The following is a 21,582-nucleotide window of genomic DNA, read 5'->3' as shown; positions in this document are numbered from 1 at the left end:
TCAGCGCTGCTCGGGCGCCTTGCCAGGTTCCACCGGCTCACCAGCCCCAGCCTGCGTCTGTGCCTGCGCTTCTGCTTCGCGCCGGGCCACGACCTCCTGCTGGTGCGCCACGCGCTCGGCCGTGCGGCTGATCTGGTGCTCGGTCGCCTCACGGCCCTCGCGCTTCTTCGAGACCGCCAGGCTGGCGACCACGGCCAGGACGATGGTGCCGAGGATGAAGATCAACGAGAACGACGTGGGGATGTCCGGAGCCCACTCGATGTGCTGGCCGCCGTTGATGAACGGCAGTTCGTTCTCGTGCATGGCGTGGAAGATCAGCTTGAAGCCGATGAAGGCCAGGATGATCGACAGCGCGTGCTTGAGGTAGATGAGCCGTTCCATGAGACCGCCCAGCAGGAAGTACAGCTGGCGCAGGCCCATGAGGGCGAAGATGTTGGCCGTGAACACGATGAACGGGCTCTTCGTCAGGCCGAAGATCGCGGGGATGGAGTCCAGAGCGAAGATCAAGTCCGTCATGCCGAGGGTCAGGAAGACCAGGAGCATCGGGGTGAAGAGACGCTTGCCGTTGATCTTGACGGTGGCCTTGCCGCCGTTGAACTCGTTGTGCATCGGGAGGATCTTGGAGAACCAGCGGACCAGGCGGTTGTCGCCACCGTCCTCGTCGTCCTCGCTGTCGTCCTTGGCCTGGTTGTAGGCGGTCCAGAGGAGGAAGGCGCCGAAGATGTAGAACACCCACGAGAACTGCTCGATGATCACGGCGCCCAGCAGGATGAAGATGCCGCGCAGGACCAGCGCGATGATGATGCCCACCATGAGGGCTTCCTGCTGGTACTTCCGGGGCACGGAGAAGCGCGCCATGATGATGATGAAGACGAACAGGTTGTCGATGCTCAGGCTGTATTCGGTGACCCAGCCGGCCACGAACTGACTGCCGTACTCGGCGCCGGTGAACGCGAACATGAGGCCCGCGAAGATGAGGGCGAGCGTGACGTAGAAGCCGACCCAGAGACCGGCCTCCTTCATGGAGGGTTCGTGGGGCCGCTTGAGGACCATCAGGAGATCGACGAGGAGGACGATGCCGAGGACCACGAAGGATCCGACCTCAAACCAGAGGGGAAGTTCAGGCACGGGAGACCTTTCAGAGGGTATGGAACATTGCCATAAGTCTCTCCGGGCCTGACGAACAGGACCTGCCCAGCCCGGCGAAGCGCCATTGCCTCACGTGTTGACGGACTGAGCACATGGGATACTCCCCTACTCGGGAATCATTCTATCCCACGGGGCGGCCCCGGAGGGACAGTCCCTTCACGCCCCGCCCGTCGCGTCTTGCCCGTCATTCATACCCTGCCTCACGTCCCGCCTACGCGTGACCTGCCGCCTGCATCTGCCGCAGTTCCTTCTTCAGCTCGCCCACCTCATCACGGAGCCGGGCGGCCAGCTCGAACTGCAACTCGGCCGCGGCGGAGTGCATCTGCTCGGTCATCTGTTCGATCAGGCCCACCAGTTCGGTGGCGGGCGCTGCCGCCAGGCCGTCCCGCCGCACCGTGGCGCTGGCCTTCTCCGCGGCCGCCTTGGAGCCCTTGCCGTTGCGCTTGGCCCCGGCCAGGAGTTCCTGCGTGTCCGCGTCCTCGCGGGCCAGCTGATCCGTGATGTCGGCGATCTTCTTCCGCAGCGGCTGCGGGTCGACGCCGTGCTCCTTGTTGTACGCCACCTGGATCTCGCGACGGCGGTTGGTCTCTTCGATGGCCAGAGCCATCGAATCCGTGATCCGGTCCGCGTACATGTGAACCTGGCCCGAGACGTTACGGGCCGCACGGCCGATGGTCTGGATCAGCGACGTGGACGAGCGCAGGAAGCCCTCCTTGTCCGCGTCCAGGATCGCGACGAGGGAGACTTCGGGAAGGTCGAGGCCTTCACGGAGCAGGTTGATGCCGACGAGCACGTCGAACGTTCCCAGCCGCAGCTCCCGCAGCAGCTCCACACGGCGCAGCGTGTCCACATCCGAGTGGAGGTACTGGACCTTCACACCGTGGCTGAGCAGGTACTCGGTGAGATCCTCGGCCATGCGCTTGGTCAGGGTGGTCACCAGGACACGTTCGTCCTTGTCCACGCGCGTGCGGATCTCCCCGAGCAGATCGTCGATCTGACCCTTCGTGGGCTTCACCACGATCTCCGGGTCCACCAGACCGGTCGGACGGATGATCTGCTGCACCACGCCGTCGGACTTGCCGAGTTCGTACTTGCCCGGGGTGGCGGAGAGGTAGACGGTCTGACCCACGCGCTCCAGGAACTCGTCCCATTTCAGCGGGCGGTTGTCCATCGCCGATGGCAGTCGGAAGCCGTGCTCCACCAGGGTCCGCTTCCGGCTCGCGTCGCCTTCGTACATCGCTCCGATCTGCGGCACGGTGACGTGGGATTCGTCGATCACGAGCAGGAAGTCATCCGGGAAATAGTCCAGGAGACAGTGCGGGGCCGAACCGGCCTCACGGCCGTCGATGTGACGGGAGTAGTTCTCGATGCCGTTGCAGAAGCCCATCTGCTGCATCATCTCGAGGTCGTACGTGGTGCGCATGCGCAGACGCTGCGCCTCCACGAGCTTGTTCTGCGCTTCGAAGGTGGACAGCCGGGAGGCGAGCTCGTCCTCGATGGTCTTGATGGCGCGTGACATCCGCTCCGGACCCGCCACGTAGTGCGACGCCGGGAAGACGTACATCTCGTTCTCTTCGCGGACGATCTCGCCGGTCACGGGATGCAGGGTGTAGATGTTCTCCACCTCATCCCCGAAGAACTCGATCCGCAGGGCGAGCTCTTCGTACATGGGGATGATCTCGACGGTGTCGCCGCGCACCCGGAAGGTGCCGCGGTGGAAGTCGATGTCATTGCGGGCGTACTGCATGGCGACGAACCGCCGGAGCAGATCATCCCGGTTGATCTGCATGCCCTTGCGCAGGGTGACCATGCCGGCGATGTACTCCTCCGGCGTGCCCAGACCGTAGATGCAGGACACCGTGGCCACCACGACCACGTCGCGGCGCGTGAGCAGCGCGTTCGTGGCCGAGTGCCGGAGCCGCTCCACCTCCTCATTGATGGACGAGTCCTTCTCGATGAAGGTGTCCGTCTGTGGGACGTAGGCCTCGGGCTGGTAGTAGTCGTAGTACGAGACGAAGTACTCGACGGCGTTGTTCGGCAGCAATTCACGGAACTCGTTGGCGAGCTGTGCGGCCAGCGTCTTGTTCTGCACCAGGACGAGCGTCGGCCGCTGGACCCGTTCGATCAGCCAGGCGGTGGTCGCGCTCTTGCCGGTGCCGGTGGCACCGAGCAGCACGATGTCCTTCTCACCATTGGTGATGCGTTCCGTCAGCTCCGCGATGGCGGTGGGCTGATCCCCGGCGGGCTGGTATTCGCTGACGACCTCGAAAGGCGCCACGACGCGGTTGATCTCCTGGGCGAGGCTCATAGAACAAATGTACTACTCGCCTATGACACTGTGCGGGCCACGTTCTCCCAGAGCGCATCGACCTGTTCCAGCAGCTCCGCCAGACTCCCCGTGTTCTCCAGGATCACGTCGGCGGCGGCGTTGCGTTCCTCCCGCCCGGCCTGCGCGGCGATGCGGGCCCGGGCCTCCTCTTCGGACATGCCCCGGAGCTCCACCATGCGGGCCACCCGGACGTCGTCGGGGGCGTCCACCACCACGACCAGATCGAAATCATGCTGCTGCCCGGTCTCCACCAGGAGAGGGATGTCCTGCACGACGACGGCGTCCGCCGGCGCCGCCGCCACGATCGCCGCCGCGGCATTCCGCACGAGGGGGTGGACGATGCCGTTCAGCGTCCGGCGCCTGCCCTCGTCGGCGAAGACGATCGCGCCGAGGGCGGGCCGGTCGAGGGAGCCGTCTGGACGGATCACGCCGTCGCCGAAGGCTTCGCGGATCGCAGCCAGTCCAGGCGTCCCCGGCTCCACGACCTCGCGGGCCAGCGCGTCGGCGTCGACCACCGCGGCTCCCCGCTCGGCGAGCCGCGCCGTCACGACCGATTTTCCTGAGGCGATCCCGCCGGTCAACCCGATTCTCAGCACAGCACCACCCTAGCGGCTGCGTCCGGGATCACCAGGGAAGCCCGGCGCAACCCGGCCCCGCCGCACGGCGCCCGACTACGATGGACTGGTGCCTGAAGCCGAAGACAGCCGCGCGACGCGGTACACGACGCTCGCCGCCGGCCCGGACTTCCGCCATGAACTCGAGATCAAACGGTCGCGGTTCATCACGGTGCTCCGCCGCGTGGAGGACGAAGACGGGGCCCGTGCGCTGATCACCGAGCTCCGCCGTGAGTTCCACGACGCCCGGCACCATTGCAGCGCCTTCATCCTCGGCCCCGACCGGATGACACAGCGCTCGAGTGATGACGGAGAGCCCTCCGGCACGGCAGGCATCCCGATGCTGGAAGCCCTCAACCGCCGCGAGACCGCGAACGGAGTGGCCGATCTGAGCGACGTCTGCGCCGTCGTCGTGCGCTACTTCGGCGGGATCCTGCTGGGAGCCGGCGGACTGGTGCGCGCCTATTCCGACTCCGTGTCCCAGGCCGCCGACCGCGCGCCATGGGTGACGCGCCAGCGCCTGCGCCTGGCGGACGTTCCGGTGGGGTTCGCCGACGCGGGCAAGCTCGAAAACGAGATCCGGTCCGCAGGGCTCCGTGTCGTGGGCACGGAATACGGCGCAGGTCATGCGACCCTCAGGGTGGCCTTCGAGGACGACGCGGCCACGCTGGACCGCGTGCAGCGGACCGTCCTCTCGCTCAGCGCGGGCGCTTATGACGCCCGTCCCGGCGGCACCGAATGGGTCGATCTGACGGGGCGAACCGGGCCTTTACCGGACTTTTCTGAAGTGGATCTTTCAATAACCATTGAAAACCCTGGGAACGCCGACTAGAAACGAGGGAAGGCACTCGCCTGCAGCCGGCACGTCCGGCCTCCACTCATCGAGAGGACCCTCACCCATGAGGTTGCACACTTTCCGCCGGCCGTTGCGCCCGGTCGCCTGCGCCGTCGCGTCGCTCGGCCTGGTCCTGATCGGCTCCGGGGTCTCCGCCCAGGCCTCCGGCACCGAGACGTCCACACCGGTCCCGGTGAATCCGCCGGACGGCACCGTCATGAGCTACGTGGTCAACGCCGGGCAGGCCAATCCCGGCCAGACCCGTAAGGTCGAACAGGCTGTCACCGCCGCGGGCGGCGTCGTCGTCCAGAGCTGGCCGGAGATCGGCGTCGTCATCGCCCAGTCGGACCGGGCGGCCTTCCGCGACCGCGTCAAGACCGCGGGCAAGAACGCCGTCCAGTCCGTGGGAGCGACTCGGACGGCCGAGGTGACCGACAAGGTCACCGGCCCCCAGGTCCCGTGGGGCCCGGGCGCGTCCGGCTGGAACAAGGGGAAGAACAAGCCCGTCAACGGTGACGAGCCGACCACTCTGGTCCCCGCCGGCCCGGCCGACGCCATGGAAGCGCAGCAGTGGGACATGGCTCAGATCAAGGCCGATCAGGCGAACAAGGTCACCGACGGCAGCCGCAACGTGCTGGTGGGCGTGCTGGATTCCGGCATCGATCCCACCCATCCGGACCTCGCCGCCAACATCTCCGTCCCTGACTCGGTCAACTGCACCGCCGGTGGACGTCCGGACCAGACCCCCGGCGGCTGGTACCCGACCACCTCCGACCACGGGACCCACGTGGCCGGCACGATCGCGGCCGCCCGCAACGGCGTGGGGATCGTCGGCGTCGCGCCGAACGTCCGCCTGGCCGCCGTCAAGGTCGTCAGCGACGCCGGGTTCATCTACCCGGAGTACGCCATCTGCGGGTTCATGTGGGCCGCTCAGCGCGGCATGGACGTCACCAACAACAGTTACTACATCGATCCGTTCGAGTTCTGGTGTGACGACCAGCCCGATCAGGCCGCTGTCCGCGAGTCCGTGGCCCGCGCCGTCAACTGGTCCGTCAAGCGTGGCGTCGTGAGCTCGGCTGCCGCCGGCAACTCGAGCGTCGACTTCACCCTCAACACCGAGGACGACGGGAGCCCCAATGACGCTCCGGCGCCGACCAAGCGCACCATCAACCAGGGCTGCAAGGACATCCCGTCCCAGCTGCCCGGCGTCGTCACCGTGTCCTCCATCATGAAGACCGGACAGCTCTCCTACTTCTCCAACCGCGGGCTCGGCGAGATCGACGTCGCCGCCCCCGGCTCGAGCATCCTGTCCACCATCCCGAAGGGCAAGTACGGCCTCAAGAGCGGCACCTCCATGGCTTCCCCGCACGTCGCCGGCGTGCTGGCGCTCATGAAGTCCGCGCATCCGGAGCTGACCCCGGCCCAGATGGTCGCGAAGCTCCGCGCCGATGCCACCCCGACGCCGTGCTCGGCGCCGCAGGCCAACATCGGTCCGGCCTGCGTGGGCACCACGGAGCTGAACAGCTTCTACGGCTACGGCATCGTGAACGCCCTGAAGGCAGTGCAGTGACGGTCTCCAGCAGTCACTGACGGCCTTCCCGCAGTCACTGACGGCACAAGGCCCGGGACCCCCTCTCTCTGGAGGAGGTCCCGGGCCTCCCCTTTGTCGGCCCCAGGTGGCAGGATGTGGCCATGGACATCACCATCCTGCAGCCCGAGGGCCTCGTGAAGAGCCCTGCCTTCAGTCATGTCGCCATCGTTCCGCCCGGAGCGACCACCGTCTATGTCGGCGGACAGAACGGGGTGGACGAGACCGGCCGTGTCGTCTCGGACGACGCCGCGGAACAGTCACTCCGTGCCGTGGAGAACGCCCGGGTCGCCCTGGAGGCCGCCGGCGCCGGGCTGAGCGACGTGATCCAGTGGACCGTCCTGATACAGGCCGACGCCGATCTGCGCGCCGCGTACGGCGCGATCGCGCCGTTGCTCGCACGGGAAGGCGCCCCTCCCCTGGTCACGGCGGCCCTGGTCGCGGGGCTTGGCGTGCCGGGAGCCCTCATCGAGGTCAGCGCGGTGGCCGCCGTCGTGCGTTGAGTGGTGCGCGCTGACCGCTGCAGCCCGCTGAAGGTTCCTGCTCAGCCGTTCGGCACGCCCTGGGTGAAGCGCGGGCCCGTGCCGTCCGGGTTCTCCCAGAGCACCGACACGTCCAGGGGCAGCGGCACGCTGAACGGCGTGCCGAAGTCGCGATGATAGTCCGCGTCGTCGCTGAGGACCACGACGGCGTCGCGGTTCAGTTCTGAGATCACGACGGCGATCGGTTCCGGATGGTCCTGCACTGCGAAGCTCCACCGACGGGCCAGGTAAGACAGCCCTAACTCGGCGAGGCGCTCCTCGGCCTCGGTGTATTCGGCGGGGTCGCCGTGCGGGCGTCCCAGGAGGTCGTAGGGCTGGAACTCCTCCCCCACCATGTCAAGATAACCGACGGTCTCACCGTCGTCGGGCCGCGTGGCCGGGAACCAGCTGTCAGGGATCATGCTCTCTATTCTCTCTTGACCGGGTTTTAAGACAAGGAAGGCCGTCACGGTTTCCCGTGGCGGCCTTCCTCACGTGATCAGTTCACCGGAGTGAACGGCTCACGAGGCAATCAGTTGCCGGTCAGCTTCTCGCGCAGAGCGGCGAGAGCCTCGTCGGAAGCCAGGGTGCCGGACTCGGCAGCCGGGGCCTCGGAGGAGTAGCTGGTCGGTGCGGCGTCTGCAGAGCCGGTGGTGGCGGCTGCAGCGTCGTCGGCCAGGTGCTGAGCAACCTGCTTCTTGTGGGACTCCCAACGCGACTGGGCGTCAGCGTACTGCTGCTCCCATGCGGCGCGCTGGGTCTCGAAGCCCTCGAGCCACTCGTTGGACTCCGGGTCGAAGCCCTCCGGGTACTTGTAGTTGCCCTCTTCGTCGTACTCGGCAGCCATGCCGTACAGCGCCGGGTCGAACTCGGTGCCTTCCGGATCCACGCCCTCGTTCGCCTGCTTGAGGGAGAGGGAGATGCGGCGACGCTCGAGATCGATGTCGATGACCTTGACGAACAGCTCGTCGCCCACGGACACGACCTGCTCGGCGAGGTCCACGTGGCGGACGGCCAGCTCGGAGATGTGCACCAGGCCCTCGATGCCGTCTTCGACGCGAACGAACGCACCGAACGGAACGAGCTTGGTGACCTTGCCCGGAACGACCTGGCCCAGCGCGTGAGTGCGGGCGAAGGTCTGCCACGGATCTTCCTGGGTGGCCTTCAGCGACAGGGAGACACGCTCGCGGTCCAGCTCGACGAGGAGAACCTCGACGGTGACCTCCTGGCCGACCTCGACAACCTCGGACGGGTGGTCGATGTGCTTCCAGGACAGCTCGGAGACGTGCACGAGGCCGTCGACGCCACCCAGGTCCACGAAGGCACCGAAGTTGACGATGGAGGACACGACGCCCGTACGGACCTGGCCCTTCTCGAGCTTGTTGAGGAAGGTGGAGCGGACCTCGGACTGGGTCTGCTCGAGCCAGGCACGGCGGGACAGGACCACGTTGTTGCGGTTCTTGTCGAGCTCGATGATCTTGGCTTCGATCTGCTGACCGATGTACGGAGCCAGGTCGCGGACGCGACGCATCTCCACGAGGGATGCCGGGAGGAAGCCACGGAGGCCGATGTCCAGGATGAGACCACCCTTGACCACCTCGATGACGGTACCGGTGACGACACCGTCCTCTTCCTTGATCTTCTCGATGTCGCCCCAGGCACGCTCGTACTGTGCGCGCTTCTTGGAGAGGATGAGGCGGCCTTCCTTGTCCTCCTTGGTGAGAACGAGGGCTTCGACCTCATCGCCAACAGCGACGACGTCACCGGGGTCGACGTCGTGCTTGATGGAGAGTTCGCGGGAGGGGATGACACCTTCGGTCTTGTATCCGATGTCAAGAAGGACCTCATCGCGGTCGACCTTGACGACAGTGCCTTCGACGAGATCGCCATCGTTGAAGTACTTGATGGTGGCGTCGACGGCGGCGAGGAAATCCTCTTCGGACCCGATGTCGTTCACTGCGACGACGGGGGTACCGGACTTCTCGGTAGAGGTGATGGTCATGTAGTAGGGGCTCCGATGTGGATAGTTAGTCGGTCAGGCAGATCCGCCACGCTCAGGGCGCGGACAACGAGGACCATCCTGATGTGTTGGATTGATTCGCGCGTACGCGTAACGCACGCCCTACTAGTTTACCGTCCCGCGGCAACGCCGGTCAAAGCAGCTTTTCCGAGCCCGAACACGGTGCTCAGATGAGCGAAATGAAGTCCCCGTCCGAGCATGCCGGGCAGACCGGCCACGTACCCCTCACCGGTGCCTGACCTGGGCTGATTGAAGTGCGAGATCACGACGTCCCCACCCTTCACCCCGTCCAGCTGGCCGGCGACCATCTCCGGCGTGAAAGTGGCGCCGCCGTCGGCGTTCACGGAGAAGTTGGCGGGCAGCAGACCGCAGCGCCGCACCATGGCGGCCGCGACCTCGTCATAGTGCGCGGTGCCCGGCCGGAACGCGAGCGGCGCGCGACCGGTCAGCGCGGACAGGCCCTCCTGATTGCCCATGACCTCGTCATACGCCTCCCCCAGATCCGCCGTCCCGGGGATCCCGTAGGCGCTGCGGCCTCTGACTGAGAGAGGGCTGTGATGCACGCCGTGATTGGCGATCTCGAAGAGCGGGTCCGTCGCGAGTTCCCGCAGCAGACCGGGATTCCTGCGGGCCCAGCGCAGATTGATGAAGAGCGTGGCCGGGACCTGGTGGCGGCGGAGCGAGCGGATGAGCTTGCGGTCGAAGCCGGAGCCGCCCGGGCCACCGCAGGCGTCGAACGTCAGAGCGACCGAGCGGCTCGGGCTGCCCAGCGCCACGCCGGTGACGTCGAGCCCCCATTGCGTGGGGGTCCGGCGGCCGAACTCAGCGAGGATCTCCCGGCGGGTCACCACGGGCGCGGCGCTCGGCGTGGGCCGTGGACGCGCGACGCCGGGCGCCGGCGTCGCGGCGGGCACGGCGCCGCCGGCGGCACCCACCACGCCATGGGGCGGGCTATCGGGGGCGTCCCCTTCGTCGCAGGCCACGAGGCCGAGTCCGAGGGAGGCGGCGATGCCCAGGAACAGGGCACGACGACCGGGATCCGCAGGCCCGCCCCCGAGCCCTTCCCGGAGATGACGCGGGGAATACACCGCCTCAGTGTAGTCCGGGAATCCTCACAGAACCCTGTTAAGCCCGTTCGCGCAGAGGGGCCGCCTTCTCAGAAGTGCGTGTGGCAGTGCACCGGGCGTTCGGGGGTCAGGAAGAGCGCCAGACGCTCCACCGCTCCCGGCACGTGTTCCTCGATCCGGCCGGCCTCCGCGAGCGTGGCCGCGGGGACCCCGCCGAGGTACACCGAGCTCAGTTCCGCGACGCCCAGGGTGAGTTCCACCGTGGCGTCGTCCACGTCGTCGTCCTCGACCTCCGTCACGGTGGCTGTCCCGCCGACCACCACCACGCGGTAGGTTCCGCTCACGAGATCCAGCGGATCTTCGACCCGGAGCACCAGACTGCCGTCCAGCGGGTAGCGCTTCGCCTCCAGCGCGGCCTTGACATCCAGCAAACGGAGCCACAGCATGTCCCGCGGCTCCTTGGCCTCCACGCAGCGGGGATCCTCGAGAGCCCATTCGAGCGCGTCCTGCGCCGGGGCGGACTCCACCTCGATGCGTTCCACGAGATCGAGGCTCGCCAGGAAACCCCACAGCCCCAGATGGGCCTCCGGGGTGGCCGCGACGAAGTCGACGACGGTCATCGTGTAGGGCTCGGTGTTCCAGCCCTTGAAACGGTAGGACACATAGCCGTCCGGCGTGCCGTCGGCGTCGTAATGCAGAGCCGCCCGCAGGTCCTTGCTCTCCTCGCCCTTCTCATCCATGAAGCCGGACGCAAGCATCGGGTAGAAGCGCGCACGGCCGATGGAGCCCGGGGTCGCCGCGTGGAAGCGGTCGAAGATGCCTTCGGCGAGTTCGAGCAGATTGCGCGGATCGGTCAGTTCCACCCGGCCGACCGGCGCCTGTCGGAGCCGGAAGCGTGAGGTGACGTCCACGGTGAGAGAGCGTTCATACGTGGCCACGCCGAAGCCGAAGCGGCCGTAGATGCCGCCTTCGGAGGCCGTCAGCGCCGCGATGGCCAGGCCGTTCTCCTGAGCGCGCCGCAGGTCCTCGGTCATCAGCCGGGTCAGCAGGCCCTTCCGGCGGTGCGTGGGCCGGACCGTGACGGCCGTGATGAGATGCGCGGGGATCTCCTGGCCGCGTCCGACGTTGAGGTTCTTGGTGAACGTGCCGAAGGTCGCCACGGGTGATTCGGTGGCGAGACCGTACTCCGGAGTGGACTCCTGGTACACGCCGGTGAGGACCCGGTTGTCGTGGCGGGCGTTGCGCAGGATCTTGGCGATCAGTTCGTCGCCCGGCATCGAGTCGTGGAACCCGAGCTTGACGGCTTTGCACCACTCGGCGAAGCGCGAGATCTGATCTTCTGGAAGGGTGGCGGCGTCAAAGCTCTGGACAGTGTATTCCCCGGTCAACTGCGTCATGACCTGAGCCTATCGTGGACCCCGGCCGATTTCGAGGGATTCTGAAAGGAGCCTTTGACATGACGGGCGGTGCTGCCCGTGGACCGCCCCTGGCACCCGGTCTCAGTCGCCCAGGACACTCTCCAGGGTCGCCCGGGCCAGCGGCGTCTCCTGGGAGTAGCGGGCGACGACCGCGCCCATGACGTCCTCCACCCGGAGATCCGGCGACAGGTCCTGGACGCTCCCCGCCGTCGCGGGACTCCACTCGAGGCCGAGCGCCGCGTACGAGTCCGTCAGGACCTCCCGCAGCGGGCCGGAGTCCTCCACCACGATCACCGAGCTGAAGAGCCAGGCGCCCGAGACCACGCGCTGCGCCGTGCCGATGAGCTTGACCTGGTGCGAAGGGAAGACGGGGTCGTCACCGTGCACGCTGAACTCCCCGGGGCAGTACTCCCCCGGGATCTCCCCGACGGCGGCCAGCACGCCCAGCGACCGCAGGGACTCGGCCAGGAGCTCACCGTAGTGCGAGAACCGCGCCTTCGCTCCCGCGATCGCATCCGCCCGCGGCTCGATGTGATCGACCACGAGACACCCGCGGTGGTACGCCGCGGCACGGCCACCCGCCTTGCGGATCAACGGCTCGAAGCCACGGTCGCGGCAGGCCTGCGCCGCGGCGTCGAAGCCCGGCAGCTTGGCGTCCCGCTGCCCGAAGGCCACCGTGGGCTCCGGACGGTACAGGCGCAGGGTCGGGCCGATCATTCCGTCCTGCGCACGGCGGAGCAGGCGGAGCGCCAGGTCCAGATCCTCGGCCGCCCCGAGAGTGCGCTCCTGATGCACCACGGTCAGGGGCGCGGCAGTCAGCGGCGCGACGGCGGCCGCATGCCGACCGGTCATCCCACGGCCCGGATGGTGAGGATCTGCTCGGCCCGGCCGAACGGGCCGTGGATGTCATGCAGCACGGTGGAGGTCAGACCGATCCCGTCCGTGCCGAACGAGACCGAGTTGTCGAGGCCGAGCCAGGTGCCGGAAGGCTGACGGTACAGGTGGATCTGCAGATCCGTGTTCGGCCAGGCGTACCCACCGGGACCCGGCTTCTCCCGTGCGGCGATGCCGTTGGTGGTGTCCACGAGCCCCATGAGCCGCACCCATTCGGGAACGTCCTCGCCGGCGATGAGCGGGTGGCGGGTGGAGACCCAGACACAGCCGTTGCCGCGCCGGTGGTGGCGAGCCACACGAACGTCGATCGAGGCGATGTAGCCGCCCGGCCAGAGCGAGGCGACGTCGAAGGGATCGCATTCCTCGAGCGACGGCATCGGTTCGTCCTCGACCGCGGCGATGGCCGAAGTGTCGGTCATGATCAGGCGCCAGGCGGAGGCCCGGATCGCCACGCGCTCCACGCCCTTGGCATCGGGCGCGAGCAGTTCCGCCTGGACCAGTTCGATGGTCTTGCCCGGCCGGATCGTCTCGCACCGGATGGAGAACTCGCCACCGGGGATGAGCCCGAGGATCTCGAAGGAGAGCCGCGCCATGCGCAGCTCGGGCCGCGGATCATGCTTCGCCAGTTCGTGGACCATGAGACCGCTGGCGGGGGCCATGTGCTGCTCGTGGGGATTCCAGGCGCCCTGCGCGTGGATCGTGGACTGGTATCGACCGTCGCCGAGTGAGACGTAGTAGGAGTCCCCTCCGGCCAGTTCGGGCAGGTTCACACCGCGTCCTTCCTCGCTGGAGCCCAGCGCGTGGAGGTGGGCTCGCCGAGGCGGTCAGGGCTTGACGTCGGCATCCACCGGGGTGACGGCCGCGCGCAGGCTGCGTCGCCGTCGTCGTACAAGTACCAACGCTACAACGGCCAGGACCACGAGCGCCGCTGCGACCCAGGCCCACGGCGAGCCCGCCATGAGACCCAGCCAGGTGTCGATCAGCGCGAGGATGGCGGTCGCGTACAGGAGGGCCCAGATGATCGAGCCCAGGGTGACGGCGGGAAGATAGCGCTTGAGGGGCATGCGCCCCGCGCCGGCGGTGAAGTTCACCGCGGTCTGGATGCCGATGGTGAGGAAGGAGACGACGACGGCGCCCGGTCCCCACTTCGCGATCCAGCGCTTGGCGGTGCCCGCCTCGGCTCCGCTCAGCCGATGCGCGAGCCTGGTCTTCTCCAGCCCGTTGACCGCGCCGCGCCCGATCCAGTACGTGGCGTTGGCGCGGCACATGACGATCACGAACAGCACCGGGAACGCCACGTGGAACGGGAGATTGAGGAGGAAGTCCATCCCTTCCAGTGTGACGCATCGGCCTCCTGAGAGATGGTGACGATGCGTCAGTAAACTGGCTGGTTTCCGGGCGTCAGCCGAGCAGGAACGCCCGCATCTGCGGCACGAGCGCGGCCGGGTCCGAGTTGTGGGTCTGGCCGGGGATGGCCAGCGCCTTCCCGTCGGTGACCGCGGCCGCCACCGCCTCGGCCGAGGTCTCGGCCCACTGCGGGCTGTCGCCGCCATACAGCGAGAGCACAGGAACCTCGATGCGGGCGAGCTCCTCGACCGGGACGGAGCTGTCACCCACGATCTGCAGGTCGTAGGTGACGGTGTGCCCCAGGGCTTCGAGACCCGCCCAGAACGGCATCTGCCGCATCGACGGGTCCCAGGGTGCGCCGACGTGGCGGATGAAGTTCTCCACCGCGTCACCGGGGCGTCCGGCGGCCGCCACCTCGCGCTGCTGCTCGGCGAAGGCGCGCCAGTCCATGGTCTGTTCCGTCAGGAACGGCGGTTCATAGGTGACGACGCGACGCACCGGGAGTCCGGCGGCGACGGCGAGGAGGCTCAGGATGGCGCCCGACGAGTGCCCGTAGACGGAGACCGGTCCGTCGAACTCCGCGGCGACCGCCTTCAGATCCTCGATCTCGCGTTCCACGGACCACGGCTGGGTGTCCCCCGACTCGCCACGGCCGCGACGGTCGTAACGGATCACGGTGAAGGCGTCCTCCAGGAGCGGGACGTAGCCGGCGGCGGAGTTCTTGTCGTTCAGGGCGCCGCCCACGATGAGGAGCGGATGCCCGCTCCCCTGGGCTTCGTAGGCGATCCGGGTGCCATCGGCTGACGTGACGAAGGAGGTCATGTCACCTGTCTACCCGGATCGGGGTCCGATGTCACCCCCGGTCTTCTCTCCTGCGCCAGCCGCCACTCCTGTCCCAGCCGTCCGCGCCATGGGGAAGAAAGCCGCACCCCGTACTGTTGTGGTCTGCAGACGTATCAGACACAGACCCGAGAGGAACCCGTGGACTTCACTCCCGAATCCGGCAGCATCACCATGTTCTCCACCGAATGGTGCGGCTATTGCAAGCGCCTGAAGAAGCAGCTCGACGCTCAGGGCATCGGCTACCAGGAGATCAACATCGAAGAGGTCCCCGGCACAGCTGAACTGGTGGAACAGCTCAACAACGGCAACCGCACCGTCCCGACCGTGCTGTTCCCGGACGGCTCCGCCGCCACGAACCCCAGCGCCGCCGAGGTCAAGGAACGCCTCGGAGTCTGACGCTGCAGTGATCTGACGCTGAGTCGACCTGACACCGACGACGGCGGCCGGGCACCAGGGTGCCCGGCCGCCGTCGTCGTGCCACCTCCTCCAACGCAGGCTGTCAGAGCCCTTCAAGGAAGCTCCTCTACACTGCGGCCATGCGCTCCGAACCACCGAATCACTCCTGGCAGGCCGCGCGCACCGGGCGGATCGAGGCCCAGCGGGGCCTGCCGTCCGACGAACCCGGCGCCTCCGGATATCACGGCGGGCCTGAGTCCCAGGGGACCTGGCCGGAGCCCCAGGGAACCCGGCCGGAACAGGCCGCGCCGCCCCGCGGTCGACGCCCTCGCCGGGAGAAGCGGTCCCGCGGCGCCGCACCCTCCCCCGCTGTCGCGCCGCCGGCCCGGCCTGCCCGCACGGACCGGCGCAGCGCTCCCCGCGGCACTCAGGTTCCGGGCGCATCCACGCTTCCGGACGCATCCACCAAGCCGCCCCGGCGCCGCAAAGCCTTCAAGCGCGTCCTGGTGAGCATCGCGGTGCTCCTGGTGGTGCAGTTCCTGTCGGTGCTCAGCTACAACTGGTTCACTCCGCCGCGGACGTCGTACATGTTCCAGAGCGGCGAGCCGATCGTGTACCAGTACGTCTCGATCGATCACATCAGCCGCTTCGCCCTCGCCGCGACCATCGCCCACGAGGATGAGCAGCTCGGCACCCGTGTCGGGGCCTTCACCTGGGAGGAACTGACCCAGCGGGCCGAGGCGTGGCAGAAGGGCGAGAAGGACCCCAGCGGTTCGACCATCCCCCAGCAGCTGGTGAAGAACATCTACCTCTGGCCCAGCCAGGATCCCGTGCGCAAGAGCCTGGAGGCAGGCCTCGCCACGGAGATGAGCCTGACGGTCCCGGCCAAGCGGGTCCTGGAGCTGTACCTGAACTACGCCCAGTTCGCCCCGAAGCTGTACGGGATCTGCGCTGCAAGCTGGTACTACTACAACACTCCGCCGTGGGCGATGACCGAACACCAGGCGGGGCAGCTCATGGGCGTCCTGCCGTTGCCGGAGCGGGTCCGCCGGGCGCCGGAGGGTGGCATCGACCTCGGCCCGAGCGCGGATCCTCTCGCCTGGGATCTCATCAACGGCGCGGCCAATGTCTGGGTGCCGCGCCAGATCGAAGGGATGGGCGGCTGGCAGGCGACCGTGGCGACCGTCGGCATCAACGATCTGGCCAGCGACCACGCGGCGGAGCGGAACTCGGGCGACTCCTGCTCCACGATGCCGGCCGCGGTGTCGAAGCGCATCGCCGAGGACGCCGCCGGCAAGTGACTCCCGGGGTCGGTCAGCCCCGGCTCAGTGCTGCTGCCCCGCCGCGGGCGCATGTCCCGGACGCGGCGCCCGGAGTGAGATGAGGATCGCCGCGAGCGGGCCCAGCACCGGGAACATCAGGACCGCGAGGGCCAGCACCAGCCGGTACGCCGGAGTGAGCGGTTTCCGCACGAGCAGCAGCACCCATGCCACGATGGCCAGCACCACCATGACCGCGCCGATGATCATCACTCCCGCTTCCCAGCCGGTGGGCACGAGCGGATTGGGTGAGTCTTGCATGGGCCTGCCTTCGATCGGGATGCGAGGAACCCCTTCAGCCTAACCGGGGCCAGGCTGACCGGGAGTGCGCTCTCAGCCGTCCGCGGCTCGTGCCGCGCCTCCTGCGATCCGGAACGACGGGCGGTAGCCGCGCAGCCGGACCTGCAGCCGAAGTTTCCCTTGCCGTGCCAGGACCACCGAGACGACGGTCGCGGCCAGCGCGGGCACCAGGCCGGAGACGAACAGCGAGAGGTGGGGTCCGAAGTGCTCCGCGAGTGAACCCATCATCGGGCCGCCGATCGCCTGGCCGCCCATGAGCACCACCAGGTAGAGACTCATCACGCGGCCCCTGATGGCCGTGTTGGAACTCGTCTGCACGAGCTGGTTGGCGGCGGTCAGGAACAGCAGTGAACAGAACCCGGAGCACACCATCAGGACACAGAAGGCCGCCAGCCCGGGCGTCTGGGACGCGATGCAGAGCATCACTCCGTAGGCTCCCGCGGCGAACACCGCGGACCGGACCTGGAGCCGCCGCCGGCGCGTGGAGGTGATGGCGCCCAGCAGCGCACCCAGCGCGAGCATGGCGTTCAGCAGGCCGTAACCTCCCGCGCCGGCGTCGTACACCCGGTCTGCGAAGGCGGCCAGCTGCACGGGAAGGCTGAGGGCGAAGAGCGACACGAAGGCCGCCATGAGCCACGGCCAGCGGATGGTGGGTTTGCGGAGCGCGTACTGGACTGCCTGGCGCACCATCCCCTTCTGCCGAGGCGCCGGGGCGCTGACGTGCAGCCGGTCGCGGTTCATGGCGGTCAGGCTCAGCACGGTGCAGCAGCACGCCACCGCGTTGATCGCGAAGGCCCACCCGGCGCCGACCGCGGTGAGCAGCACGCCGGCCAGGAAGGGTCCGATCAGGCCGCCGAGCTGGAAGACGGTCGAGTTGACGCTGATCGCGTTCCGGAGGTGGTCCGGTCCCACGAGCTCGTTGACGAACACCTGCCGCGCCGGCTGGTCGAGGACCGTCACCAGGCCGAGGATCAGCGCGATCACGTAGCAGTGCCACACTTCGATGCGGCCGCTGAGCGCCAGGACGGCGAGGCTCGCCGCCAGAAGCGCCGCGATGCTCTGGGTCGCGATGAGGATCCGCCGTTTGGGCAGCCGGTCCGTGAGGGCGCCGCCCCACGGTCCGAGCAGGAGCGACGGCAGGAACTGCAGCGCCGCGGTCACGCCGACGGCCGTCACCGAGCCGGACAGCTGGAGCACGAGCCAGTCCTGCGCGATGCGCTGCATCCAGATCGCGATGACCGCCACGAAGTGCCCGGCGGTGAAGATCCTGAAGTTGGGGATGGAGAGCGAATTGAAGGTCTGCCGCCACGGGAGCTTTTCGGAGACGACGGCGAGGGGCTGGGTCGCGGGGTGCAGGGCCGCGGAGGCGACGGACTGACTGGATACTGTGCTGGCGGTCTGGGATGCGGTGGGCGGCACGGCGGCCGGAGGGGGCGTCACGGAAGTCCTCGGTTCAGGTTCTCGGAGTGTGAGTCCACCGTAGGCTTGCGCCGGTTCATTGCAGAAGGGAATTATGGCTATAAGTGCCATTGCCTATCGCAATGACCGTGGATGGCCGCGAACACGGGGTTCCGGCACCCACGGGCCGTCCCGAGGAAGGCCGTTCCATGTTCGATCCTGTTCACCTTCGGTCCTTCCTGGCGGTGGCTGAGACGCTCAGCTTCACCCAGGCCGCTCAGCGGCTCGGCCTGGCCCAGCCCACCGTCAGCCAGCATGTCCAGAAGCTGGAGGCCGCGGCCAGGAGGTCGCTGATCGTGCGCGACACCCGGGAAGTGCGCCTCACCGACAACGGTGACGCGATGGCCGGATTCGCCCGGACCATCCTGGCGGAGCAGGACGCCGCGGCCCGCTACTTCGCCGGTTCGGCCATGCGGGGGCGGCTCCGTTTCGGCGCCGCGGACGATCTGGCGAACACGAGCCTGCCCAGGATCCTGCGGGAATTCCGGCAGCTCTATCCCGAGATCAACTTGGAACTCACCGTCGGCCAGAGCGATCAGCTGCACCGGCGGCTGAAGGCCGGGCAACTGGACCTCGTGTTCGTCAAATGGGTGGCGGGGACCGCCGAAGGTGAAGTGGCGCGCCACGACACGTTCGCCTGGGTCGGACTGGAACAGACCGTGCTGCCTGACGATGCCCCCGTGCCGCTCGTCGCCTACCCGGCGCCGAGCCTGAGCCGGCGCCTGGCCATCGACGCCCTGGAATCACAGGGGCGGCACTGGAAGGTCACCTGCTCCACCCGTCAGATCGCCGGTGTGCTGGCGGCCGTCCGGGCCGGGCTCGGCGTCGCGGTCATGCCTTCGACGCTCATCCCGGAGGACCTGACGGTCATCACCCGGCGCTTCGATCTGCCTCCCGTGGGGGACGTGGATTTCACCCTGATCCGGAATCCCTCGGCGAACACCGAAGTGAGCGACGCCCTGATCCGCGCGATCGTCGGCCGCGGACTCAAGTGGTGAGGTGACGGCCGGGTCAGCGCCGGTTAGCCAGGTCAGTACCCGTTGGCCAAGTCAGTACCAGTTGTTCGAGACTTCGTGCGCCCAGGCGCCGCACGGTGATCCGTAGCGGTCACGGATGTACCCGAGGCCCCATTCGATCTGCGTGCGGTAGTTCGTGAGCCAGTCGCTGCCGGCGCTGGCGTACTTGCCGGCGGGGAGCGCCTGCGCGATGCCGTACGCGCCCGACGAAGCGTTCGTCGCCGTCGTGAGCCAGCTCGACTCCTGCGTCCACAGCAGTTGCAGACACTGGAACTGATCCTGGCCCCAACCGTAGGATCCCAGTCGGCCGGCGGCGTACGACTGAGCCCCGGCGGGGTCGTTGACGGCTCCCCCGGTATCCGGCGGCACGACGACGGGCGGCTGAGGCGTCGGGTCAGGCGTGCTGGGCGCTGGACCGCTCGCAGAACCTGCCTGCTGTGCATTGGCTGCGGCCTGGGCGGTCGCCTGCTGCTGTTCCCGTTGCTGCTCGGCCGCCGCCGCCGCGGCCTGTTCCCGCGCCCGCTCCTCGGCGGCGGCTCGCTTGGCGGCCTGAGCCGCTTCGTAGGCCGCAAGGGCCTCCTGTCCCTGCTGGTACCGTGCTTCGACGGAGGCCGTGGTCCCCTTCAGGGAGGCCAGCTGCGCGGTGAGTTCCTGGCCGTGCTGTTTCTGCTGAGCGAGCTGAGTGTCCATGGCGGACTTCGCGGCCTGGGCGGCGTCGAGCTTCTGCCGTGCGTCGTCCGCCAGTCGCTGCCGCTCCGCCTCCGCCCGTTGCTCCTGGTCTGTGAGGGACTGCACGGTGTTCTCCGCGGCGGACGACTTCGCGAGCAGCGCGGATGCCCGGCCCGTCACGACCTGCAGCACACTGAGGCCCTGCAGACGGTCCGGCTGGATCGACTGCAGGTCCGGGATCCCCGGCAGGTCCAGGCTGCCGTTCTTGTACGCCTGGACTGCCAGGGCACCGTATTCCTTCCGGTACCGCGCAGCCTCCGCGGTCGCCTGGCGCAGCTGTGCCGACAGCCCATCCACTTTCGCCTTCGCGACATTGAGAGCCGCGTCGGCCACGGCGTATGCTCCCGACGCGACGACGGCGGCGTTGCCCCGCTTTTCCGCTTCGGCCTCCAAGTGCCCCAGCAAGCCGTTGATCGTGGTGATCTCCGCGGTCTTCGCCCCTTCGCTCTGCTTCGCTTTCTGGACGTCGCTCCACGAGGGGTACCCGCTCGGAGGGGTGTCGTCATCGGCGGCAGCTCCGGGCAGCAGGCCGCCGCAGAGCAGCGTCAGGGTGAGTGCCGCGGCGAGCGTGGGTGCTGAGGCGCGACGGGCAAAGCTCGACATACTGCCAGAGATTACCGGCCCGCCGGCGTCTTTCCGCGGAGCCGGCTGCTCTGATTCGAGCATTCACAGGGTAATCGCAGGAACCGGACGAGTTCAGCGCCCTTCGAGGAGGGTGTGCAGGAAGTCCTCGCCGACCACCGGGATGCCATAGGCCCGCGCCCTCCGGGCTTTGGTCGACTGAGTGTCCGGATCCGCGGCGATCACCAGGGCGACAGCCCGGGTGACGGCCGGGTGCACCGGATACCCGGCCGCCTGCAATCGTTCGGTGATCTCGTGGCGCGGCCGGCGCATCTGACCGGTCAGGACGAGCCTCCGGCCCGGTTCCGGCGCTACCGGAACTCCCGGCGGGGGCCAGCCGCCGGACGGCGCGGGCGCAGGTTCTCTCAGGAGAGCGTCGACCTGTTCCTCGGCGACGCCGAAGCGGTCGGCCTCCGCATACAGCCCGGCCACGCTCTCCGGGGAGAGCATGCCATCGGTCCAGGCGGCCGCGAGCCGGCGACGGAGGCGTGCCAGGTGATCACTGTGTCCACGGGTCAGCCCGGGATGGCCTGACCGCACCGGCACGGACCAAGAGGTGGTGGCCGCCCGTTCGAGCGCCACCGCCCAGGCCGGATCCTCCGGCGCCATGCTGAGATAGGCGCTCAGGACGTGCGCGGTCGCCTCGGCGTCGGCGCCCGCCGTGTGGGCGTCCTCCAGCAGGAGACCGAAGGCGTTGCAGCAGTCCTGGAGCGACCGGCCCGCACCCGGCAGGAACGTCCGGGCCAGCCGCATCGTGCACACCACGTCGTCCGCGCCGACCGGGAACTGCTCCCCCGCCCGGAGGAACTCCGCGGCGAGGAAGCGGTGGTCGAACCGTGCATTGTGGGCGACGAAAGCCCGCCCTTCCAGCCGGCGCGCGATCTCCGGCAGGACGTCGAGGAAGAGCGGGGCGTCGCGCACCTGTTCCGCGCGGATGCCATGGATGCGCTGCGGACCGAGGTCGCGCTGCGGGTTGACGAGGGTCTCCCAGCGGTCACGGACGGTGCCGTCGGGATCGACGTGGACGATGCCGATCTCCGCCACCCGGTCCCGTCCCGCGACCAGGCCGGTGGTCTCGACATCGACCACGGCGAAACCCCCGCTCACTGGGCCGGCCT

General features: G+C 68.3%; 21 protein-coding genes. 6 read left to right on the top strand and 15 right to left on the bottom strand.

Features of this window, described 5'->3' with window-relative positions:
• The 3 genes from P9849_RS07060 to coaE form a co-directional block, all read right to left on the bottom strand.
• Window positions 1–1,128 carry a TerC family protein gene (locus P9849_RS07060; RefSeq protein WP_278268929.1) on the bottom strand — a complete coding sequence of 376 codons (1,128 nt, stop codon included), beginning with the start codon at window positions 1,126–1,128 and terminating at the stop codon, window positions 1–3.
• A gap of 232 nt (window positions 1,129–1,360) precedes the next feature.
• Window positions 1,361–3,457, bottom strand: coding sequence for an excinuclease ABC subunit UvrB (gene uvrB / locus P9849_RS07055; protein ID WP_278268928.1), 2,097 nt, complete (start codon window positions 3,455–3,457; stop codon window positions 1,361–1,363).
• A 20-nt stretch (window positions 3,458–3,477) separates the two neighbouring features.
• A complete protein-coding gene (gene coaE, locus P9849_RS07050) occupies window positions 3,478–4,074 on the bottom strand; it encodes a dephospho-CoA kinase (protein ID WP_347567920.1) in 597 nt (198 codons plus the stop codon).
• Between the two features lie 88 nt (window positions 4,075–4,162).
• Here coaE and P9849_RS07045 point away from each other — a divergent pair, with 88 nt between their 5' ends.
• The 3 genes from P9849_RS07045 (at window position 4,163) to P9849_RS07035 (ending at window position 7,018) form a co-directional block, all read left to right on the top strand.
• Window positions 4,163–4,924, top strand: a complete 762-nt coding sequence (locus tag P9849_RS07045; RefSeq protein ID WP_278268927.1) for a YigZ family protein — start codon at window positions 4,163–4,165, stop codon at window positions 4,922–4,924.
• 67 nt (window positions 4,925–4,991) lie between these two features.
• A complete protein-coding gene (locus P9849_RS07040; RefSeq protein ID WP_278268926.1) occupies window positions 4,992–6,497 on the top strand; it encodes a S8 family serine peptidase in 1,506 nt (501 codons plus the stop codon).
• Window positions 6,498–6,619: 122 nt separating this feature from the next.
• Window positions 6,620–7,018, top strand: coding sequence for a RidA family protein (locus P9849_RS07035; RefSeq protein WP_278268925.1), 399 nt, complete (start codon window positions 6,620–6,622; stop codon window positions 7,016–7,018).
• A 41-nt stretch (window positions 7,019–7,059) separates the two neighbouring features.
• Here the strand turns inward: P9849_RS07035 and P9849_RS07030 are convergent, their stop codons facing one another.
• The 8 genes from P9849_RS07030 to P9849_RS06995 all read right to left on the bottom strand — a co-directional run bounded on the left by P9849_RS07030 (window position 7,060) and on the right by P9849_RS06995 (window position 14,604).
• Window positions 7,060–7,458, bottom strand: a complete 399-nt coding sequence (locus tag P9849_RS07030) for a hypothetical protein (RefSeq protein ID WP_278268924.1) — start codon at window positions 7,456–7,458, stop codon at window positions 7,060–7,062.
• Between the two features lie 110 nt (window positions 7,459–7,568).
• Window positions 7,569–9,038: a 30S ribosomal protein S1 gene (gene rpsA, locus P9849_RS07025; RefSeq protein WP_278268923.1), complete on the bottom strand. Its 1,470-nt coding sequence runs from the start codon at window positions 9,036–9,038 to the stop codon at window positions 7,569–7,571.
• A 128-nt stretch (window positions 9,039–9,166) separates the two neighbouring features.
• Window positions 9,167–10,144 carry a polysaccharide deacetylase family protein gene (locus tag P9849_RS07020; RefSeq protein ID WP_278268922.1) on the bottom strand — a complete coding sequence of 326 codons (978 nt, stop codon included), beginning with the start codon at window positions 10,142–10,144 and terminating at the stop codon, window positions 9,167–9,169.
• A gap of 68 nt (window positions 10,145–10,212) precedes the next feature.
• A complete protein-coding gene (locus P9849_RS07015; protein WP_278268921.1) occupies window positions 10,213–11,520 on the bottom strand; it encodes a GNAT family N-acetyltransferase in 1,308 nt (435 codons plus the stop codon).
• Between the two features lie 102 nt (window positions 11,521–11,622).
• Window positions 11,623–12,393, bottom strand: a complete 771-nt coding sequence (locus P9849_RS07010; RefSeq protein ID WP_278268920.1) for a lipoate--protein ligase family protein — start codon at window positions 12,391–12,393, stop codon at window positions 11,623–11,625.
• A complete protein-coding gene (locus tag P9849_RS07005; protein ID WP_278268919.1) occupies window positions 12,390–13,205 on the bottom strand; it encodes a thioesterase family protein in 816 nt (271 codons plus the stop codon). Before P9849_RS07005 ends, P9849_RS07010 begins: the two co-directional genes overlap by 4 nt.
• 54 nt (window positions 13,206–13,259) lie before the next feature.
• Window positions 13,260–13,763, bottom strand: a complete 504-nt coding sequence (locus tag P9849_RS07000) for a VTT domain-containing protein (protein WP_066212881.1) — start codon at window positions 13,761–13,763, stop codon at window positions 13,260–13,262.
• A 73-nt stretch (window positions 13,764–13,836) separates the two neighbouring features.
• Window positions 13,837–14,604, bottom strand: a complete 768-nt coding sequence (locus P9849_RS06995; RefSeq protein WP_278268918.1) for an alpha/beta hydrolase — start codon at window positions 14,602–14,604, stop codon at window positions 13,837–13,839.
• A gap of 159 nt (window positions 14,605–14,763) precedes the next feature.
• Here P9849_RS06995 and P9849_RS06990 point away from each other — a divergent pair, with 159 nt between their 5' ends.
• Both P9849_RS06990 and P9849_RS06985 read left to right on the top strand, forming a co-directional pair.
• Window positions 14,764–15,021 carry a mycoredoxin gene (locus P9849_RS06990; RefSeq protein WP_278268917.1) on the top strand — a complete coding sequence of 86 codons (258 nt, stop codon included), beginning with the start codon at window positions 14,764–14,766 and terminating at the stop codon, window positions 15,019–15,021.
• A 140-nt stretch (window positions 15,022–15,161) separates the two neighbouring features.
• Window positions 15,162–16,322: a transglycosylase domain-containing protein gene (locus P9849_RS06985; RefSeq protein WP_278268916.1), complete on the top strand. Its 1,161-nt coding sequence runs from the start codon at window positions 15,162–15,164 to the stop codon at window positions 16,320–16,322.
• A 24-nt stretch (window positions 16,323–16,346) separates the two neighbouring features.
• Here P9849_RS06985 and P9849_RS06980 read toward each other — a convergent pair whose 3' ends face one another.
• Window positions 16,347–16,601: a hypothetical protein gene (locus tag P9849_RS06980; protein WP_278268915.1), complete on the bottom strand. Its 255-nt coding sequence runs from the start codon at window positions 16,599–16,601 to the stop codon at window positions 16,347–16,349.
• 72 nt (window positions 16,602–16,673) lie between these two features.
• Entirely contained in the window at window positions 16,674–18,080 is a 1,407-nt protein-coding gene (locus P9849_RS06975; protein WP_278268913.1) for an MFS transporter, read from the bottom strand.
• Between the two features lie 167 nt (window positions 18,081–18,247).
• On the opposite strand from P9849_RS06975, the gene P9849_RS06970 reads away from it, so the two are divergent.
• Window positions 18,248–19,096 (top strand): LysR substrate-binding domain-containing protein, encoded by an 849-nt coding sequence (locus tag P9849_RS06970; protein WP_278268912.1) that lies wholly within the window; start codon window positions 18,248–18,250, stop codon window positions 19,094–19,096.
• A 51-nt stretch (window positions 19,097–19,147) separates the two neighbouring features.
• Here the strand turns inward: P9849_RS06970 and P9849_RS06965 are convergent, their stop codons facing one another.
• Together P9849_RS06965 and P9849_RS06960 are read right to left on the bottom strand one after the other, a co-directional pair.
• Window positions 19,148–20,446 (bottom strand): lytic transglycosylase domain-containing protein, encoded by a 1,299-nt coding sequence (locus P9849_RS06965; RefSeq protein WP_278268911.1) that lies wholly within the window; start codon window positions 20,444–20,446, stop codon window positions 19,148–19,150.
• A 93-nt stretch (window positions 20,447–20,539) separates the two neighbouring features.
• The gene (locus tag P9849_RS06960) at window positions 20,540–21,571 is read right to left on the bottom strand and encodes an exonuclease domain-containing protein (RefSeq protein WP_278268910.1); all 1,032 of its coding nucleotides are present in this window, start codon (window positions 21,569–21,571) and stop codon (window positions 20,540–20,542) included.
• Between the last annotated feature and the right edge of the window lie 11 nt (window positions 21,572–21,582).

This window comes from Arthrobacter sp. Y-9 (assembly GCF_029690065.1).
GTDB lineage: Bacteria > Actinomycetota > Actinomycetes > Actinomycetales > Micrococcaceae > Arthrobacter_E.
This window is presented reverse-complemented; position numbering and strand designations above follow the sequence as displayed.

Coding starts and splice junctions, on each gene's coding strand:
- P9849_RS07010 (WP_278268920.1), bottom strand. CDS start 12,393: ATGACCGGTCGGCATGCGGCCGCCGTCGCGCCGCTGACTGCCGCGCCC.
- P9849_RS07030 (WP_278268924.1), bottom strand. CDS start 7,458: ATGATCCCTGACAGCTGGTTCCCGGCCACGCGGCCCGACGACGGTGAG.
- P9849_RS06980 (WP_278268915.1), bottom strand. CDS start 16,601: ATGCAAGACTCACCCAATCCGCTCGTGCCCACCGGCTGGGAAGCGGGA.
- uvrB (WP_278268928.1), bottom strand. CDS start 3,457: ATGAGCCTCGCCCAGGAGATCAACCGCGTCGTGGCGCCTTTCGAGGTC.
- P9849_RS06970 (WP_278268912.1), top strand. CDS start 18,248: ATGTTCGATCCTGTTCACCTTCGGTCCTTCCTGGCGGTGGCTGAGACG.
- P9849_RS06995 (WP_278268918.1), bottom strand. CDS start 14,604: ATGACCTCCTTCGTCACGTCAGCCGATGGCACCCGGATCGCCTACGAA.
- P9849_RS06985 (WP_278268916.1), top strand. CDS start 15,162: ATGCGCTCCGAACCACCGAATCACTCCTGGCAGGCCGCGCGCACCGGG.
- P9849_RS07015 (WP_278268921.1), bottom strand. CDS start 11,520: ATGACGCAGTTGACCGGGGAATACACTGTCCAGAGCTTTGACGCCGCC.
- rpsA (WP_278268923.1), bottom strand. CDS start 9,038: ATGACCATCACCTCTACCGAGAAGTCCGGTACCCCCGTCGTCGCAGTG.
- P9849_RS07000 (WP_066212881.1), bottom strand. CDS start 13,763: ATGGACTTCCTCCTCAATCTCCCGTTCCACGTGGCGTTCCCGGTGCTG.
- P9849_RS06965 (WP_278268911.1), bottom strand. CDS start 20,446: ATGTCGAGCTTTGCCCGTCGCGCCTCAGCACCCACGCTCGCCGCGGCA.
- P9849_RS07035 (WP_278268925.1), top strand. CDS start 6,620: ATGGACATCACCATCCTGCAGCCCGAGGGCCTCGTGAAGAGCCCTGCC.
- P9849_RS07040 (WP_278268926.1), top strand. CDS start 4,992: ATGAGGTTGCACACTTTCCGCCGGCCGTTGCGCCCGGTCGCCTGCGCC.